A 15,425-nucleotide genomic window follows, 5' to 3' on the forward strand; every position below is an offset into this window, starting at 1 on the left:
AAGGCTGTCAATGGTTTTCTCGAAATAGAAGGGATTTTGCGTCTGCGAACAGCTTTGCAAGCGCGTGCAGCATCGGAGGGGAGTATGCCGCCAAAGGACTTCATCAGTGCACTCGAAGTAGCGCAACGCGCTGGCGTATCGAGATCTGCGGTCTCTCGAACGTTCACGCCAGGCGCAAGCGTTTCAGCCGAGACAAGAAGAAAGGTGACGGATGCGGCTGAGGCCCTGGGGTATCACGTCAACGAGCTTGCGCGGGGATTAATGCGCAGCCACAGCGGAATTGTCTGTCTGATCGTGTCGGATGTCGCCACGCCCTATCGATCGGCGCTGCTGCGTGAGCTTACGGGCAAGCTCCAGAATGCCGGAAAGGTGGCGATGCTGATCAACACCGACCGCTCTGACGGCAGTGTGGATCGTGCTCTGTCACAGGCAATCCGTTACCGCGCCGATGCTTCGATCATCTTGTCCGGACTACCTGACGCGTCGATCGTCAGGCTGTGCCTTAGAAACGGACAAAGACTTGTCCTGATCAATCGTGATGATGACGAGCCTGGGCCACTAAAAATAAATCTCGACGACTTCGAAGCTGGAGAGAGGATCGTCACGGCATTTGCAAGGGCAGGCTGCAAGTCACTGGCCTTCGCCAATTCTGACGCCGGGACGCCAAGCCTGATGGGGCGCGAGCGCGGTTTTGTTGCCGCGGCCACCAGATGTGGCCTTGAGGTTTCTGTAGAACGTTATGGCTGGACCGGTTACGAAGCGGGTCGTGTTCTGGCGCAACGGTTTCTCACCAGGTCCCGCAGGCCAGACGCGGTCTTTTGTGCAACTGATCTTCTTGCTTGCGGTTTCATGGATGCAGCACGCCATCAGTTTGGCATCTCGGTTCCAGATCAGATGTGCATTGCGGGCTTTGACGACATCGAGCAGGCATCGTGGCTGTCCTACGGGCTTACGACGTTTGCGCAACCAGTTGCCGAGATCGCTGCAAAGGCTGTCGGCTGGCTATCGGTCGACGACAATGGCAATGATAACGGTTTGCAGTCGGTCCGGCTCACTGCTGAGCTGGTCTGGAGAACGTCAATCCGGGCGGCTTGAGGTGGCACTGTCACGCAGCGTCGCTCGGCGCCCGTGATCGAATTTCGCTTTTATCAGAAATTTCAACGCCGCAGGGCGTATCACGGACATCAATTTCTTCGCGATGGTGTTTGATGGCGCCGCTATCGCACGCTTTGACCTTTGTCGGGGAGGAACGCTGGATCAAGGCGTGAGGTCGGGCGGATGGTTGCTGTTTTCCGGTTCCGCGATCCTGTCTCTTGTTTCGGTCTTGAAGTTCGCCATGAACCGGAGCGTGAAGAATGTCATCGCGGAGAGCACGATCGCGATATCGTAAGCGCCAAGGCCGACCGCGGCCCCGATGGCTCCGGTCGCCCAAAGACTTGCGGCGGTTGCGGTTCCACGAATACTTGCCCTGCCGACGAGAATTGCCCCGCCTCCGATGAAGCCAACCCCGTTGATCAGACCTTCGACGATTCGCGCCGTGGCCTCCGGGCTGCCGTTTGTAACGGTTTCGGCGGCCTGGATGAAGCCGCAGGCCGCGATTGCGACGAGAGGGAATGTTCGGAGCCCGGCGCTGCGCTCGTTTCGCTCCCGGTCCCAGGCGATCGGGAGCGCCAAAACGTATGCTATCAAGAGCACAAGCAGATGGGTCGCCAAGTCAAACCGTGAAAGGAAGGGGTCCAGCAATGAATTCAAGAGCAATCTCCGTTACGTCACCATAGAGATGGCAGCCACTGGCTGATCGGCAAGGGCAGCTCTTGAGTAAGGTCGCTAAAAGGGTTGGCGCGACGCAGCCCTGACATCGCCGCCGCCCTGGCAGGCATTTTCGACTGAGCGCTCCACTAAAAGGCCAGTCCTAAGCGGCCGCATCCGTATGCATCTTTTCGAGGATGCTTCGAGCGTTCCAACTGCTGATGAACGCCGAAAGCTCGGCCGCTCCTACCGGTTTACTGAAATAAAAACCCTGCACCTGGTCACACCCCTGCTCGCGCAAGAAAGCAGCTTGCTCGGATGTTTCAACGCCCTCCGCCGTTGTCACCATCTTGAGGCTCTGGCCCAAACCAATAACCGACTTGACGATCGCTCCAGACTTTTCGGTGTCGCTTAGGTCGCCAATGAACGATCTGTCGATCTTAATCTTGTCGAAGGGAAATGAATTCAGATAGCCGAGCGACGAATAGCCCGTGCCAAAATCATCCATGGCAATTTTTACGCCAAGCGCTTTCAGTCCGTTCAAGATTTCAAGGGCGGCAGCTGTGTCGTTAATCAACAGGAAGGCACCGGGCCAGCGATCTGGAAACACCGCCGTCGAAAGTGCCTTACGGTATAGACTGAAAAAAGCGCCCGGCATGGTTTCTTCAAAGCCGGACATAGTCTCGCGAGCGTCTGCAGATCAAGAAGTAAAGCGTTTCTCGAGATCCCCGCGTGCGGTCGAGACACGGCGGTCGCGGGGCAGAAGGCGCTGTATCTCGCCGTAACCTATGATGGCGGATCAATGTCCGCCATCTTGATGGGCTCAACCCAAGGTCAGCCTACTTGTTGAGGGATTCCTTGAGCGCCTTAGCGGGCTGAAACGTCAACTTCCGCGCCGCAGCAACCTTGATGGCCGCACCAGTCGACGGATTGCGGGCCTCGCGCTCCGGCGTATCCTTGACCTTGAACTTCCCAAAACCAGGAATGGACGTTTCAGCATTCGAAGATGCCGCATCGGTAATCGCAGCAAAAACAGCTTCAACGATGGCCTTGCCCTGGACCTTGGTCAAATTATGTTGCGCGGCAATCTTATCGGCAATTTCGTTTGTCGTAGTCATTGTTGATCCTTTCTGGAATAGGGAAACCTTTCCACTTTGATCGAGCTTTGTCATTCAATCGAAGTCGAAACGACCTCTGAGCCCAGGTTTTTCCACAAGATGAGAACTCGGCCGGCGGACTGAAGCGTCCCTGAGCGCCCGCGCCACACCAATCAAGACTTATTAGAGTGCAATTAAACGCATTGCGGGCATCAATAGGCGGGGAAGCATCGCTCTCTCATAGGAGGTGGGCGCCGCCTTGTCGCTTCGGTTACATTGACAGAACTTGGTTCCAGCGCGCTTTGAACTGCGACCTGCCTATTTCCCGGAAGAGATTTTTGATCCGACTTGCGGAAGGCGGCAGACCGAAAGCGTCGATCGGACGTTGCGGCAGGCAATCCTAACGCTTGATTTGGACAAGATCGCCGGCGATTGTGATTGCCTGGCCGACCAATGCGCTATCGACGCGGATTGGTGAAGCCACGAAATTTCCACGCGATGTCGAGAAGCCTCGCACACAGCAGACAGCAATGATTTTAAACGCAAGCGCCGTTGGCATGAGTGTGCCCGCCGCAAAAAAGCCTTTACCTTTTGCGTCTAGGGTGTCCAATCACACCCAGTGCGATATTTAGAATGAAGATATAATGAACGGCGCGGCATCTCTCCTGGTGGTGAACTTCATAATCGCCGCGTCGTTTGGTGTGGTTTTTGTCGTTGTGGCCGGGCATAGCCGCTCGCGTAGACCAGCGTATTGGATTGGCGCAGGCTATAATGTTGCCTCGCTTTCCGCCATCTGCGAACTGCTCGTTGCCTATGGCTTCATGCCGAAGCTTTGGGCTCTTGGCGCCTTCTCATCTGTTCTGATTGGCATGGTCCTGCTGGGCATGGGAATTGGGGACCTTTACCGAAAGCGGCTGGCTGGCTGGATAATTTGCGCGTTCGTGGGAGCGAGCGTCTGCCTCTCCTATCTCATCTTTGATCTTCATCGTGGCACGCCACTACAAGCCTTTCTATATCAGACCCCGTTTGCAATCGTGCTTCTGGTGAGCGCGGCGTCAGTTCTGCCCTTTCGCAAACGCTCCTCGATCGACAGGTTTCTTGGTATTCTCCTGTTGATCACAGGCCTGCACTTCTTCGCCAAGGCAGGGCTAGCGGTGATTGCTGGAGCTGGCACTTCGGCTCGCGACTACGTTCATACCGATTACGCTATCATTTCACAGAGCATGACGGCAGTGCTCGTCGTCGCGGTTGGCCTGACGCTTCTAGCCGCGCTCATCCTCGAGATCATGTCTGATCAGCGGGACGAGTCAGACACCGACACACTCTCGGGCCTTTTCAACAGAAGGCGGTTCGAGAGGACAGTTCAATCTATTCTTGAGCGTTCTCCTGATGGCAAGCATGCGATCATCTTATGCGACCTTGATCACTTCAAGACCATAAACGACACGTTCGGTCATCACACTGGAGATCTCGTCATCCGTGAGTTTGGCCGACAACTGCTTCACCATTTGCCGCCGCATGCGGTGGCTGGGCGTATCGGAGGCGAAGAATTCGCAATCTTCGTTCCCGACACCGAGACCGATATGGCCGTTGGGCTTGCTCAAACACTAAGATCAGCCACGATGACGCTGCCGGGCCTGCCCGCAACGTTGCAAGTCACCGCAAGTTTCGGCGTCGCGTCGTTAACCTCTCCCGCCAACATCGCCGAAGCCCACAGGAAAGCTGACATGGCACTCTACGAGGCCAAGAACGCCGGCCGGAACAGGGTGAAGATCGCATTTGGTAGAGCGTGAGGCGCAACCGTTGCTTCTCGCATCCACCGCGAAAGGCCGTCGTGGTGGCGTCAACCGAGGCGAGCGGTTGCGCTCTCGAACAATCCCCTGCTCCAAACGAGGAAGGGCAGAACGCAATTGAAGACACGCCATCCCCTGATCCTCACCGCTCGGATTGCCGAGGCCGATCTTCAGATGTTTGACGATCTCCGCCAGACGCATTTCCCCCCGCAACGCAACTTCCTGCGCGCGCACCTGACCATGTTTCACCGGCTTCCGGGAGAGTACTTTGAACAGATCGTACGCGACCTGCAGAGCGTTTGCGAGCATCAAAGCCCCATCGTAGCAAATGTCACCGGTATTCGTCATCTTGGAGCCGGCGTCGCCTTTGCCATAGAAAGCCTCGCGTTGACCATCGTGCGCGACGAGCTGAAACGACGTTTCAACCACTGGCTCGGCCCTCAGGACATGGGAAAGTGGCAACCGCACATCACGATCCAGAACAAGACGTCCAAGGCCAGGGCAGACAGCCTGTATGAGGAACTATCGAGCAAATTTCAAGCGCTTGAAATAATGGCCCCGGGGCTTGATCTGTGGAGATACCTTGGCGGTCCGTGGGCACCGGAATTATCCGTGACGTTCTCAGGAGCGCCATTTTGAATGCAGTTCTTAAGAGCGAAAGCGGTTTGGCGTTCCTCCACATTTGATCGTAGCCTTGATCGTGCCAGCCCCATATCTCAGTTGTTACGTTGCGATCGCATCGTTTGTACTTCTCGCATGGCTTGGCGCGCTAGGCGGATGCCCCGGTGGGCATCCATCGTGAGTGCTATGGTTCGTGTGACCCTGCGGGGCGCACTTGCAGTGGCTTGACGCGGTGATTGGGCCATGTCGCCGTGGCGATATGACGAACATCCGTGGATTGAAATAGCTGCGATAGCCGCGCGTGCGAGAGAAGCAGGGGTCTCGCAGGTCCGAGCGTCTTCTTTACGCGATGACTATGAGAGACCTCCGGGCCAACAAGAAAGTCTCTCGTTGCCTGCGGTTATGTCAATGCCCCTGGGATTCCGTTGCCTGTTTGAGGTCGATGCGCCGCAAAATGAGTGCGAGCGGCACCATGCAAACCGAAATGACCATCAGCACCTTGAATACGTCGATATAGGCAAGGTAGCTCGCTTGCGTTTGCACTTGTTTTGCCAACCACCCGCTCGCCAGGGACTGCGCGTCCAATAAGCTCGACCCGCGCTCGACAAAGAACCGGGTGGCTTGATCGAAGCTGTTGAGGTACCCTGGGTCCGACGGAACAATATTTTCGACCAGCCTGCTTTGATGCCATTGCTCTCGGTGTGCGAGCACGTTCGAGGCGATCGAGACCCCTATGGACCCGCCAGTATTACGTGCCGCGTTGATAAGTGCTGAGGCTTGGTCCGTTTGATCGGGCCTCAGCCCATCGTAGGATGCTGCGGTGATCGGAATAAAGATCAGGGGTAGACCAAGACCAAGGTAGAGGCGGGACCAGACGAAGAAGCCGAAATTCAAATCTGCGTTAAGTCTCGTCATATCCCACATCGCCAGCGCGATGATCCCCATGCCGACCGCGATGAGATATTTTGGTTGGAATATTGATGTGAGCCGACCGGCGGCAAACATCATAAACATTGTGACAAGCCCGCCTGGTGACAATGCTAGGCCCGCCCAGGTCGCCGTGTACCCGAAGCTTGTCTGTAGGACCTGGGGCACGAATTGCGTCGTTGCGATCAAAATAGCGCCAGTCGCCAACATAACTATTGCACAGGCACCGAACTGACGGCTTGCCAGCAGTCGAAGATCGATCACAGGGTTGGCCCTCGTTAGTAGCCATGGAATAGCGATGCAAAGCGCCAGCCCTGAAATGGCGGAAGCGGTTATGATAAAGCCTGAGCCAAACCAGTCTTCCGTCTGGCCGCGATCGAGAACCAACTCGAGAGCCCCGAGAAAAGTGGCAACGAGCAGGAAGCCAGTAATGTCAAAGCGTGTACCGGTCTCCCGCATTCGCGCGCGCTCCTCTCTAAGCGCTTCCGGCTCCTTAACCAACGTGTACACAAGAAAGAAAGCTAAGAAACCCACCGGGCCATTGATCAGGAAACACCAGTGCCAGGAAAAATTATCCGAGAGGTAGCCTCCGAGCGTGGGACCGATCACGGGTGCGACGACGACGGCGACGCCAAACATCGCAAATGCCTGGCCGCGCTTGGAGGGCGGAAAGGAATCAGCGAGGATTGATTGTGATATTGGCACCATTCCCCCACCCGCGAACCCTTGGATCATCCGAAAGATGAGGAGAGATTCTAGATTCCAGGCGAGACCGCACAAGATCGAGGAAACTGTGAAGGTGGCAAGGCAAAGCAAATAGAAGCGCCGTCGGCCATAGCGTTTCGCGATGAAGCTCGATGCGACAAGAACGATTGCATTTGACACAAGGTAGGTGGTGATCACCCAGGACGCTTCATCGGCGCTAACGGCCAGACCTCCCGAAATGTACCGGAGAGCGACATTGGCAATCGTAGTGTCAAGAACCTCCATGAACGTCGCTATAGACACGACAATAGCGATGAGCCACGGATTGGGGGTGCCAGGCATGTCCGCTGGCGAGCTCGCAGTTATTGCATTGCTGGCCATCTTAGCTCCTCGGCCGGACCGTGACGGTTGGGACGACCGACATGCCAGGGCCTATAGCAACATCTTTCGGCCAGCTATCGACCGTGATCTTCACCGGAACGCGCTGCGTAACCTTCACGTAATTGCCGGTCGCATTCTCCGCCGGGAGCAACGAGAAGGCGGTGCCCGATCCAGGCTGGATGGAATCAACCCTACCCTTCAAGACATGATCCGGGTAAGCGTCAATGACAAGGTCAACCGGCTGGCCGGGGCGCATATCGGCCAATTGCGTTTCCTTGAAATTGGCGGTCACCCACACTTCCTCGGGAACAAACATCGCGATCGCTTGACCCGCCTGAATGTACTGGCCTTTCGAGCCACTAAGCTTGACCACTCGACCGGGTTGAGCCGCGGTGATCTGGGTATAAAGCAGGTTTTGCTTAGCGGCTTCAGCTTGTGCCTGCGCTTGCTGTAGGCTCGCGGTTGCACTCGCCTTTTGGGCTTTGGCAGAGTTCTGGTTCTTGATGGCCGAGGTCACGCTTGCCTGCGATTGCGCGTAGCTAGCCTGGCTTTGGCGAAGACTTGAAGCGGCCTGCTGAGCTGCTTGCTGGGACCCTGCCCCGCTTTTGACGAGCTCCTGCTGGCGGTCGTTTTCGTCCTTGGCGTATTGAAGGGCGGCTGCGCTGGAGGCTTGTTGAGCTTGAGCTTCTTCGATTGCAGCCCCTGCTGCCGCAATCTGCGCCTCAGAACTCGAGATGGCGGCTTGAGCAACGCCTATCTGGCCATTCGCTTGGTCAAGCGCGATCTGGTAGTCGCGCGGATCGATCTTGGCAATAACGGCGCCCGCGCTGAGGCGCTCATTATCGCTTACAGGTACGTCGGCAATGTAGCCGGAAATTTTTGCGGCAACGGAGAAACTGCGCGCATCGACAAAAGCATCATCCGTGGTTTCATACGGTTGAAAATAGACTAGCCAGACGAAATAGCCGATCAGAGCAACGACAATCAGGGCCACCACGATCATGATGCTTGCGAGCGGATGACGACGGATTATCGACGCCTTCTTCGCTTCTTGCTGCGGGGTGCCACTGTCGGGCCTTTTCGATTGCAGGTCTTCGCGCTTTTCTACTTGATTGTTTTCATCCAGTTGCGTCTTGTTGCGCTCGGTCTGGGTCACGGCGGCTCTCGATTTTTAAGAAAAGGACAGCCCAAGAAACGCAACACGCCTCCATCAGTTCCTCAGGATCATTAAGCGCGATTCTCTTGGGGTCCTGACGCATCCGAACGCCCCCGATCCAAGTCGGTAGATGCTCGAGTTGATGGGTGTGATCACCATCGAACCGGACACGCCCAGTGAAGTCCTGTTTCTGGGTGAGCATCGCATTGACCGGCAGTCAACGTGGGCCGGACAGCTCGTCAACCAAAGCGATCACGCCCTGCGGTGCCGAGAAGACCTACTGCCTCGCCCCTAAACGACTGCGGCTTTCCCGGCGCCACAGGCTGAACGACTAGGCTTGGCCGGCCTCGGGCATCCATAGGACGACTTGAGCGCCTTGTGCGTCCAATATCCAATCTTACCCTTTACAAATTCAACGCCCCTCCCATCTCGCCTTGAGAGTTGAAACCATTGAAGCCATCGGCGATTTCGATCATTGCTCGTTTACAATTAAGACCAAAAGATTATGCAGCATAACGAACAGAAACGATCTGACGCGCAGGAAGCCGGCAAACGATTGGTCGCGCGACACCTTCGCGAGGATCCCTTCGCTTCGGCGTTCAAAGCAACGCGCCTGCCGATGATTAGCACGGACCCAAGTCACGAAGACAGCCCGATTATCTTCTGCAACAGGACGCTTGAAGACTGGCGGGCAATTTCACGGGAGCGATTGGGGCACGTAATTGTCGTTTTTTCACGACGGGGAAGCAGCGGCGAGAGCGCAGCTTGTATACGCGAAACAATCGCAGCGGGCTCGGACGTCTTCCATTCGGCGTTAACGACGAGACCGAAATTAGTAGCATCCTTCGTTGAGAACCAAGCAGAACACATCGGTGCAGAGATCGAAAAATTGATCGAGCGGCATCGATGTAAAATTGACGTTACACCAGCGGTGGAGACACCGCGCAGGAGAATGGTTTTTGAAAGTACTTATCGTTGAAGATGAAATGCTCCTCGCGATTGAGCTTGAGAGTGAAGTTGAGCGGGCGGGCCATCATGTGACGGCAATCGCGATGTCAAGAAGCCAAGCGCAGGCGGCTATCTCGCTGGAGCGCCCCGAGCTCGCATTTGTTGATATTCAACTGCAGGATGGGCCCACAGGGATCGATGTGGGCCGCGATCTGGCCAGTGAGCGCATCCCGTTCGTTTTTGTAAGCGGTAATATAAAAAAAATTCCGAACGACTTCGTGGGAGCTCTGGGCGCTATCGAAAAGCCTTACACAGTCGCTGGAATGAAAAGCGCAATCGCTTATCTCTCCGGTGTGATCGACGGGCTGTCGGACCTTCCGCCTCCCACAAGTCTCGTCCTCGCTGAGGACGTCAAAATCATCCGCGGAAAACATCGCGTGCTCTAACACAAGCGCGCCACCAGGGCTGTGTCTGAGTAGCAACGTTAAGCTCGACATCGCTAACCGTCGCTCCCTCTTGGATCAAGCACGGAAGAGGAAGCGCAGGCGAGGATCTCAACAAGGTTCACATCTGTCTTTTCGACTGCTGTGGTCTTTCATTACTGATAGATCTGCGTTTACCGGTTGATTTGTGGATTTGCGGGTCATCGGCGCCATCCACAAGATGATGAAAAAGGACCTAGCGGCCTGAAATCATCCGCTTTTTTCTTAGTTACACCTCATCAAACTTTTAAGGTTAGAACACATGTCACGCAGAATGTTCGAGCGCGCGATCTTTGCGCAGCTCGAGAACTATGTTCGAAAGATCGCCAGTGTGGATGATGTGCTCGACTTTCTCAACGACTGGCCCCAAGATCAGCGTGACATCACTTACGATGTCATGATCGGTGCATGCCGAAAGGCGATCACCGGCAATCTGCCAGATTCGGCGGTGGCAGAGAACTTTCGCCGATTTCTTAAGCGTCACGGAAGCCTCGCGGAAACCACCGGGTTGCGGGCCTGATGCCCCTCTTTCCGGCTATTTCGAGACACGAATTCGAATTTTTGCTCTTCCCTCACGCTCAACAGCGTCAAGTTCAGGTCGGGACCGTGTTGCACCGGGCGCTGTGGGTGCAGGACCACCGCAGGCTTTGATACGTCAGATTCTTTCAGCCTAAAAACTTCCAGCGGTTGGCTCTTGCCGCAACCTTGAGCATCTCGAAGTTGCGCAAGATGAGCTGCGATTTGACGATGGGGTCTTGGCCGTCAGAGCTTTAAACGCCGAACGCTTACGCTTCATTCATTGAATGTCAGGTCACGTCTGCATTTGGACAGGGGCTCGTCCCCGCCCCACTATCAGCCACCACCTGACAACGACGTTCCTTGCGATACGCGCTCCCGATTGGCACCGGGACCACCCCTATCTTAAGGCGGGCGACGGGGCGCTTGCGAAAGCTTGGATACTAATATACTACTTTCTTGCCAGTGGGAGGTGGCATCAGGTGGAGAATACTGTCGGATACTTTTTCGCAGGCATGCGGGACGCCGCTCAATGAGCGAGGCGCGTAGAAGGCGATCGCTTGCGGGCGTAACACAGATCTCGCATCAGCGCGCAACGGCCCCGCGCGCAGCGACGATTGTCTACAATTCGCTGCGCGACGATATCATTTCACTACGCCGAAAGCCGATGGACCTCCTGAATGAAAAAGAGCTGGAGGCTCAGTTCGGAGTGAGCCGCACGCCCATCCGCGAGGCAATCCTTCGTCTGTCCGACGACGGTCTAGTCGATGTCTTTCCGCAATCCGGCACTTTTGTTTCGCGCATCCCGCGCCGCGCGCTTTACGAGGCAATCCTGGTGCGCAAGGCGCTGGAGGACACCACGGTCTCTGTTGCCGTCGAGAAAATCACACCTTCAGGTATCCGCGCACTGGAACGCAATCTGGCCGATCTCAGTGCTTGCGTGCACGACGACGATGTCACGGCTTTCCACGTCGTCGACAACGAGTTTCACAAGCTGATCAGCGCTATCTCCGGTTTCCCTGGGATCTGGTCAATCATCGAGCAGGTCAAAATCCATTCAGATCGCTACCGCCTGCTGACGCTCCCACAGGAAGGACGTCTCGCCCGCGTGATCGAGGAGCATTCGGCAGTCATCGATTGCATGAAAGCCGGAGACAAGACTGGCGCTGCCGCCGCTATGAGCTTCCATCTCGGCAAACTGCTCGGCGAAGTCGAGAAGGCCGAGATCTGGGACCCGAATTACTTTGTCGAGGATGCTGCATCTCCCTTGGCATCTATTGAAGAGAAGGGAAAAAACCTATGAAGATCGATGTCCGGCACGCGTCCCATCCAGACGCCGTCCGCGCCTTTGACACGGAAACACTGCGCCGCCATTTCCTGATCGAAAGGGTGTTTGAAGACGGCGAGATCCGTCTCACCTATTCCCACTATGACCGCATGGTCATCGGCGGCGCGATGCCTCTGGATGAAGGGCTTTTACTCAGTGCGCCGAGGGAGATCGGCCAGGATACTTTTCTCGCTGAACGCGAGCTTGGCGCTCTGAACGTCGGTGATGTCGGCTGGGTGGTCGTGGATGGCAAGCGCCACGAGCTCCAGAAATACGACTGCATCTACGTCGGCAAGAGCGCCAAGGATGTCCGCTTCGAAAGTGTTGATGCTGCCAAGCCCGCGAAATTCTATCTGGTCTCGACGCCGGCACATGAGGTCCATCCGACCGTGCTCCTGACGCGCGACAAGGCGCGCCATCTGACACCCGGCGAGGCGGCGACCGCTAACAAGCGTTCGATCTATCAGTTCATCCACCCCGAGGTCTGCCAGTCCTGCCAGCTGACCATGGGCTTTACCATGATCGACGACGGCAGCGTCTGGAACACCATGCCGGCCCATACGCATGACCGGCGCATGGAAGCCTATCTTTATTTCGATCTGGAAGCCGAACAACGCGTCTTTCATTTCATGGGCGAGCCGCAGCAAACCCGTCATATACTGGTTGCCAGCGAGCAGGCGATCATCTCGCCGCCCTGGTCGATCCACTCGGGCGCCGGCACCAAGAATTACAGCTTCATCTGGGCCATGGCCGGTGACAACAAGAGCTTCACCGACATGGATCATATCGCCATCGCGGATCTGAGGTAGGATGATGGCCAATCCCTTCGATCTTTCGGGCCGCACCGCCATCGTTACCGGCGCCAATACCGGCATCGGTCAGGCCATCGCCATCGCGCTCGCTGAGGCAGGTGCTTCGATCTCTGCCGTTGGCCGTTCATCGATGGAGGAAACCGAAGCGCTGGTCAACAAGACAGGTTCCCGCTTCCACGCGATCAAGGCGGATCTTGGCACAATCGCTCCGGTCAAAGATATCGTTGCAGAAACCATCTCCGTATTCGGCGGCCTCGACATTCTGATCAACAATGCCGGCATCATCCGCCGCGCCGATGCGATCGACTTTACCGAGGAAGATTGGGATGCAGTCATCGATACCAATCTGAAAACGGCATTCTTCCTATCGCAGGCTGCGGGTCGGCACATGCTGAAAAAGAGCAGCGGCAAGATTATCAACATCGCCTCGCTGCTATCCTTTCAGGGCGGCATCCGCATACCATCCTACACAGCTTCAAAGAGCGGCCTTGCAGGGATCACCCGACTGCTCGCCTGTGAATGGGCCGGCAAGGGCGTCAACGTCAACGCGATTGCACCCGGCTATTTCTCGACAAACAATACGACAGCGCTGCGCGAAGACCCAGACCGCAATGCCGCCATTCTAGCGCGCATTCCGGCTGGACGCTGGGGCTCGCCATCGGAGCTTGGCGGTACCGCCGTGTTCCTTGCATCGGCAGCATCCGACTACGTCCACGGCGCCGTTATCCCGGTCGATGGTGGCTGGCTTGCACGATAAGGCATTAGCGCCAGCGTGACCCGCTGCGGACGGAGGAGTTATGCAGTATCAGTTCGATTTTCGTGCACTCTTGCCGTACTGGCAGGACTTCCTGTCCGGTGCACTGACAACCATCGAAATAACTATGTTTTCGGTGATCATCGGCATGAGTATAGGCCTGGCCTGCGCGATGGGTCGCCGCTCGAACTCAAGCATTCTACGCGGCATCGTCGGGGTCTACATCGAAACGGTGCGCAACACGCCGTTCATCGTGCAGATCTTCTTTATTTTCTTCGGCCTCTCGTCGATCGGGCTGCGGCTGCCGATCATCGCGGCTTCGGTCTTCGCGATGGTTATAAACGTCGGCGCCTACACCGCCGAGATCGTCCGCGCCGGGATGGATTCGATCCATCCTAGCCAGATCGAGGCGGCCGAAGCACTCGGCCTTTCGAAATTTCAGATCTACCGCGACATCATCCTCCTGCCGGCGATCGAACGCGTCTATCCCTCGCTCTCCAGCCAGTTCATCCTGATGATGCTTTCTACGTCGATCTGCTCGCAGATTTCGGCCGAAGAGCTGACCGGGGTCGCCAACAACATTCAGTCGAACACTTTCCGTTCGCTCGAGACCTATTTCGTCGTTGCGCTTCTTTATATCGCGATCACCTATCTGATGCGCGCTGCCTTCTTCGCGCTCGGCCTCATCGCATTCCCGCGCCGCCGCCGGCTCGGGCTTGGTGTGTGAGGTAACGATGCTCGGCGCGTTTTCGACCAACCATCTCTTGTATCTGGTAGACGGCCTGCTCTGGACCGTCGTGCTCTCGGCACTTGCCTTCGTTCTCGGTGGCATTGCCGGCTTCTTCGTCATGCTGGCTCGCGTCTCCCGCTTCCGCTGGCTGCGGCGCGCGGCGCTAATCTATATCCAGATTGTGCAAGGCACACCGCTGCTGATCCAGATGTTTCTGCTTTATTTCGGCCTCGGCGTATTTGGTGTGGCGGTGGCGCCGCTCGTTGCTGCCGGCCTCGGCATGATGGTGTATTCGAGCTCCTATCTCGGCGAGATCTGGCGCGGCGCGGTGGAATCGATCGCGAAGACGCAATTCGAGGCGGCGGAATGCCTGGGCCTAACCCGTTGGCAGGCGTTGCGCGACGTTATCCTTCCGCAAGCGCTGAAGATCGCGACACCGCCAACGGTCGGCTTTCTCGTTCAGCTCGTCAAAAATACCTCGCTCGCTTCCGTGGTTGGCTTCCTGGAGCTGACACGCGCCGCGCAGGTCATCAACAACTCCCTGTTCCAGCCGTTCTTGGTCTTCGGCATCGCAGCGCTCTTCTATTTTTGCGTCTGTTATCCTTTGTCGGTCTGGAGCCGTTCGCTTGAGAGGAAACTCAATGCCGGCCGCCGTTAAGCTCACCAATGTCGTCAAGCGTTTCGGCGTCCTCGAGGTGCTGAAGGGCGTGTCCTTCGAAATCAATACCGGGGAGGTCGTGGCCCTGATCGGCCAGTCGGGATCCGGAAAGAGCACGGCGCTGCGTTGCATCAACCGGCTAGAGACGATCCAGGACGGGACGATCGAGGTCTGCGGCCACCGTGTCGAGGACCCGAAGCTCGATCTGCGCGCGCTTCGCCGTGATATAGGCATGGTCTTCCAAAGCTATAATCTCTTCCCGCACATGACCGTCGCACAAAACATCATGCTGGCGCTGCGCCGCGTGAAGGGAATTCGCAAGGACCAGGCCTATGAGATCGCCAAGCAGGTTCTTGCCAAGGTCGGCCTGTTGGATAAGCTCGACAACTATCCCGAACAGCTTTCCGGCGGCCAGCAACAGCGCGTGGCTATCGCCCGCTCGCTCGCGATGCAGCCGAAGGTGATGCTCTTCGACGAAGTGACATCGGCGCTCGATCCGAAACTCACCGGTGAAGTGTTGCGCGTCATGGAAGATCTAGCCCGTGGCGGCATGACGATGATCGTCGTCACCCACGAGATGGGCTTCGCCAAGCGGGCCGCCAATCGCGTCATCTACATGCATACCGGTAAGGTTTGGGAGACCGGAGGGGCAGAGATCCTCTCCAATCCGCAGACACCGGAACTGAAGGAGTTCATGGCTGAAGAGCTATGAGCTTAGGAGGAGGACCTGCGTGACACCGCAGGGTCAGACAAACGAGAGAGGAGACTC

The 15,425-nt window shown here is 56.6% G+C and carries 16 protein-coding genes and 1 pseudogene; 12 read left to right on the forward strand and 5 right to left on the reverse strand.

Translation table 11 applies throughout. The annotated features are described in order from the left end of the window. The first annotated feature begins 84 nt into the window (after positions 1–84). Entirely contained in the window at positions 85–1,095 is a 1,011-nt protein-coding gene (locus tag D460_RS0115885) for a substrate-binding domain-containing protein (RefSeq protein ID WP_018899560.1), read from the forward strand. Positions 1,096–1,257: 162 nt separating this feature from the next. Here D460_RS0115885 and D460_RS0115890 read toward each other — a convergent pair whose 3' ends face one another. The 3 genes and pseudogenes from D460_RS0115890 to D460_RS0115900 all read right to left on the reverse strand — a co-directional run bounded on the left by D460_RS0115890 (position 1,258) and on the right by D460_RS0115900 (position 2,867). Next, positions 1,258–1,752 (reverse strand): MgtC/SapB family protein, encoded by a 495-nt coding sequence (locus D460_RS0115890; RefSeq protein WP_051110798.1) that lies wholly within the window; start codon positions 1,750–1,752, stop codon positions 1,258–1,260. A gap of 160 nt (positions 1,753–1,912) precedes the next feature. Further along, positions 1,913–2,329 (reverse strand): annotated as a pseudogene (locus tag D460_RS0115895) (EAL domain-containing protein); the annotation flags it as partial. Positions 2,330–2,588: 259 nt separating this feature from the next. Beyond that, entirely contained in the window at positions 2,589–2,867 is a 279-nt protein-coding gene (locus D460_RS0115900; protein ID WP_018899563.1) for an HU family DNA-binding protein, read from the reverse strand. Between the two features lie 623 nt (positions 2,868–3,490). Between D460_RS0115900 and D460_RS0115905 the strand changes: the two genes are divergently transcribed. Continuing rightward, entirely contained in the window at positions 3,491–4,639 is a 1,149-nt protein-coding gene (locus D460_RS0115905; RefSeq protein ID WP_018899564.1) for a GGDEF domain-containing protein, read from the forward strand. A gap of 117 nt (positions 4,640–4,756) precedes the next feature. Then, positions 4,757–5,278, forward strand: a complete 522-nt coding sequence (locus D460_RS0115910) for a 2'-5' RNA ligase family protein (RefSeq protein WP_018899565.1) — start codon at positions 4,757–4,759, stop codon at positions 5,276–5,278. A 387-nt stretch (positions 5,279–5,665) separates the two neighbouring features. On the opposite strand, the gene D460_RS0115915 is transcribed toward D460_RS0115910, so the two are convergent. Both D460_RS0115915 and D460_RS0115920 read right to left on the reverse strand, forming a co-directional pair. Further along, entirely contained in the window at positions 5,666–7,273 is a 1,608-nt protein-coding gene (locus D460_RS0115915) for a DHA2 family efflux MFS transporter permease subunit (protein WP_018899566.1), read from the reverse strand. 1 nt (position 7,274) lies between these two features. Continuing rightward, on the reverse strand, positions 7,275–8,429 hold the full coding sequence (locus tag D460_RS0115920; protein ID WP_018899567.1) for an HlyD family secretion protein: 1,155 nt from the start codon (positions 8,427–8,429) through the stop codon (positions 7,275–7,277). 505 nt (positions 8,430–8,934) lie between these two features. Between D460_RS0115920 and D460_RS36420 the strand changes: the two genes are divergently transcribed. From D460_RS36420 to D460_RS0115965, 9 genes are all read left to right on the forward strand, one after another. Then, positions 8,935–9,408 carry a hypothetical protein gene (locus tag D460_RS36420; protein ID WP_196809340.1) on the forward strand — a complete coding sequence of 158 codons (474 nt, stop codon included), beginning with the start codon at positions 8,935–8,937 and terminating at the stop codon, positions 9,406–9,408. Then, positions 9,389–9,823, forward strand: a complete 435-nt coding sequence (locus D460_RS0115930; RefSeq protein ID WP_018899568.1) for a response regulator — start codon at positions 9,389–9,391, stop codon at positions 9,821–9,823. The genes D460_RS36420 and D460_RS0115930 overlap by 20 nt, the downstream gene beginning before the upstream one ends. A gap of 298 nt (positions 9,824–10,121) precedes the next feature. After that, positions 10,122–10,379 carry a DUF982 domain-containing protein gene (locus tag D460_RS33180; RefSeq protein WP_037111452.1) on the forward strand — a complete coding sequence of 86 codons (258 nt, stop codon included), beginning with the start codon at positions 10,122–10,124 and terminating at the stop codon, positions 10,377–10,379. Positions 10,380–10,907: 528 nt separating this feature from the next. After that, positions 10,908–11,678: a GntR family transcriptional regulator gene (locus D460_RS0115940; RefSeq protein WP_018899571.1), complete on the forward strand. Its 771-nt coding sequence runs from the start codon at positions 10,908–10,910 to the stop codon at positions 11,676–11,678. Further along, positions 11,675–12,511 (forward strand): 5-dehydro-4-deoxy-D-glucuronate isomerase, encoded by an 837-nt coding sequence (gene kduI / locus D460_RS0115945; protein ID WP_018899572.1) that lies wholly within the window; start codon positions 11,675–11,677, stop codon positions 12,509–12,511. The genes D460_RS0115940 and kduI overlap by 4 nt, the downstream gene beginning before the upstream one ends. Positions 12,512–12,515: 4 nt before the next feature. Beyond that, positions 12,516–13,271, forward strand: a complete 756-nt coding sequence (gene kduD / locus D460_RS0115950; RefSeq protein ID WP_026283212.1) for a 2-dehydro-3-deoxy-D-gluconate 5-dehydrogenase KduD — start codon at positions 12,516–12,518, stop codon at positions 13,269–13,271. A 40-nt stretch (positions 13,272–13,311) separates the two neighbouring features. Further along, on the forward strand, positions 13,312–13,995 hold the full coding sequence (locus D460_RS0115955; protein ID WP_018899574.1) for an amino acid ABC transporter permease: 684 nt from the start codon (positions 13,312–13,314) through the stop codon (positions 13,993–13,995). 7 nt (positions 13,996–14,002) lie between these two features. After that, positions 14,003–14,656, forward strand: coding sequence for an amino acid ABC transporter permease (locus D460_RS0115960; RefSeq protein ID WP_018899575.1), 654 nt, complete (start codon positions 14,003–14,005; stop codon positions 14,654–14,656). After that, positions 14,640–15,368 (forward strand): amino acid ABC transporter ATP-binding protein, encoded by a 729-nt coding sequence (locus tag D460_RS0115965; RefSeq protein WP_018899576.1) that lies wholly within the window; start codon positions 14,640–14,642, stop codon positions 15,366–15,368. The genes D460_RS0115960 and D460_RS0115965 overlap by 17 nt, the downstream gene beginning before the upstream one ends. Positions 15,369–15,425 lie beyond the last annotated feature (57 nt).

This window comes from Rhizobium sp. 2MFCol3.1, from assembly GCF_000377565.1.
GTDB lineage: Bacteria > Pseudomonadota > Alphaproteobacteria > Rhizobiales > Rhizobiaceae > Rhizobium.

Coding starts and splice junctions, on each gene's coding strand:
- D460_RS0115955 (WP_018899574.1), top strand. CDS start 13,312: ATGCAGTATCAGTTCGATTTTCGTGCACTCTTGCCGTACTGGCAGGAC.
- D460_RS0115965 (WP_018899576.1), top strand. CDS start 14,640: ATGCCGGCCGCCGTTAAGCTCACCAATGTCGTCAAGCGTTTCGGCGTC.
- D460_RS0115915 (WP_018899566.1), bottom strand. CDS start 7,273: ATGGCCAGCAATGCAATAACTGCGAGCTCGCCAGCGGACATGCCTGGC.
- D460_RS0115940 (WP_018899571.1), top strand. CDS start 10,908: ATGAGCGAGGCGCGTAGAAGGCGATCGCTTGCGGGCGTAACACAGATC.
- D460_RS33180 (WP_037111452.1), top strand. CDS start 10,122: ATGTCACGCAGAATGTTCGAGCGCGCGATCTTTGCGCAGCTCGAGAAC.
- D460_RS0115905 (WP_018899564.1), top strand. CDS start 3,491: ATGAACGGCGCGGCATCTCTCCTGGTGGTGAACTTCATAATCGCCGCG.
- D460_RS0115885 (WP_018899560.1), top strand. CDS start 85: ATGCCGCCAAAGGACTTCATCAGTGCACTCGAAGTAGCGCAACGCGCT.
- kduI (WP_018899572.1), top strand. CDS start 11,675: ATGAAGATCGATGTCCGGCACGCGTCCCATCCAGACGCCGTCCGCGCC.
- D460_RS0115960 (WP_018899575.1), top strand. CDS start 14,003: ATGCTCGGCGCGTTTTCGACCAACCATCTCTTGTATCTGGTAGACGGC.
- D460_RS36420 (WP_196809340.1), top strand. CDS start 8,935: ATGCAGCATAACGAACAGAAACGATCTGACGCGCAGGAAGCCGGCAAA.
- D460_RS0115900 (WP_018899563.1), bottom strand. CDS start 2,867: ATGACTACGACAAACGAAATTGCCGATAAGATTGCCGCGCAACATAAT.
- kduD (WP_026283212.1), top strand. CDS start 12,516: ATGGCCAATCCCTTCGATCTTTCGGGCCGCACCGCCATCGTTACCGGC.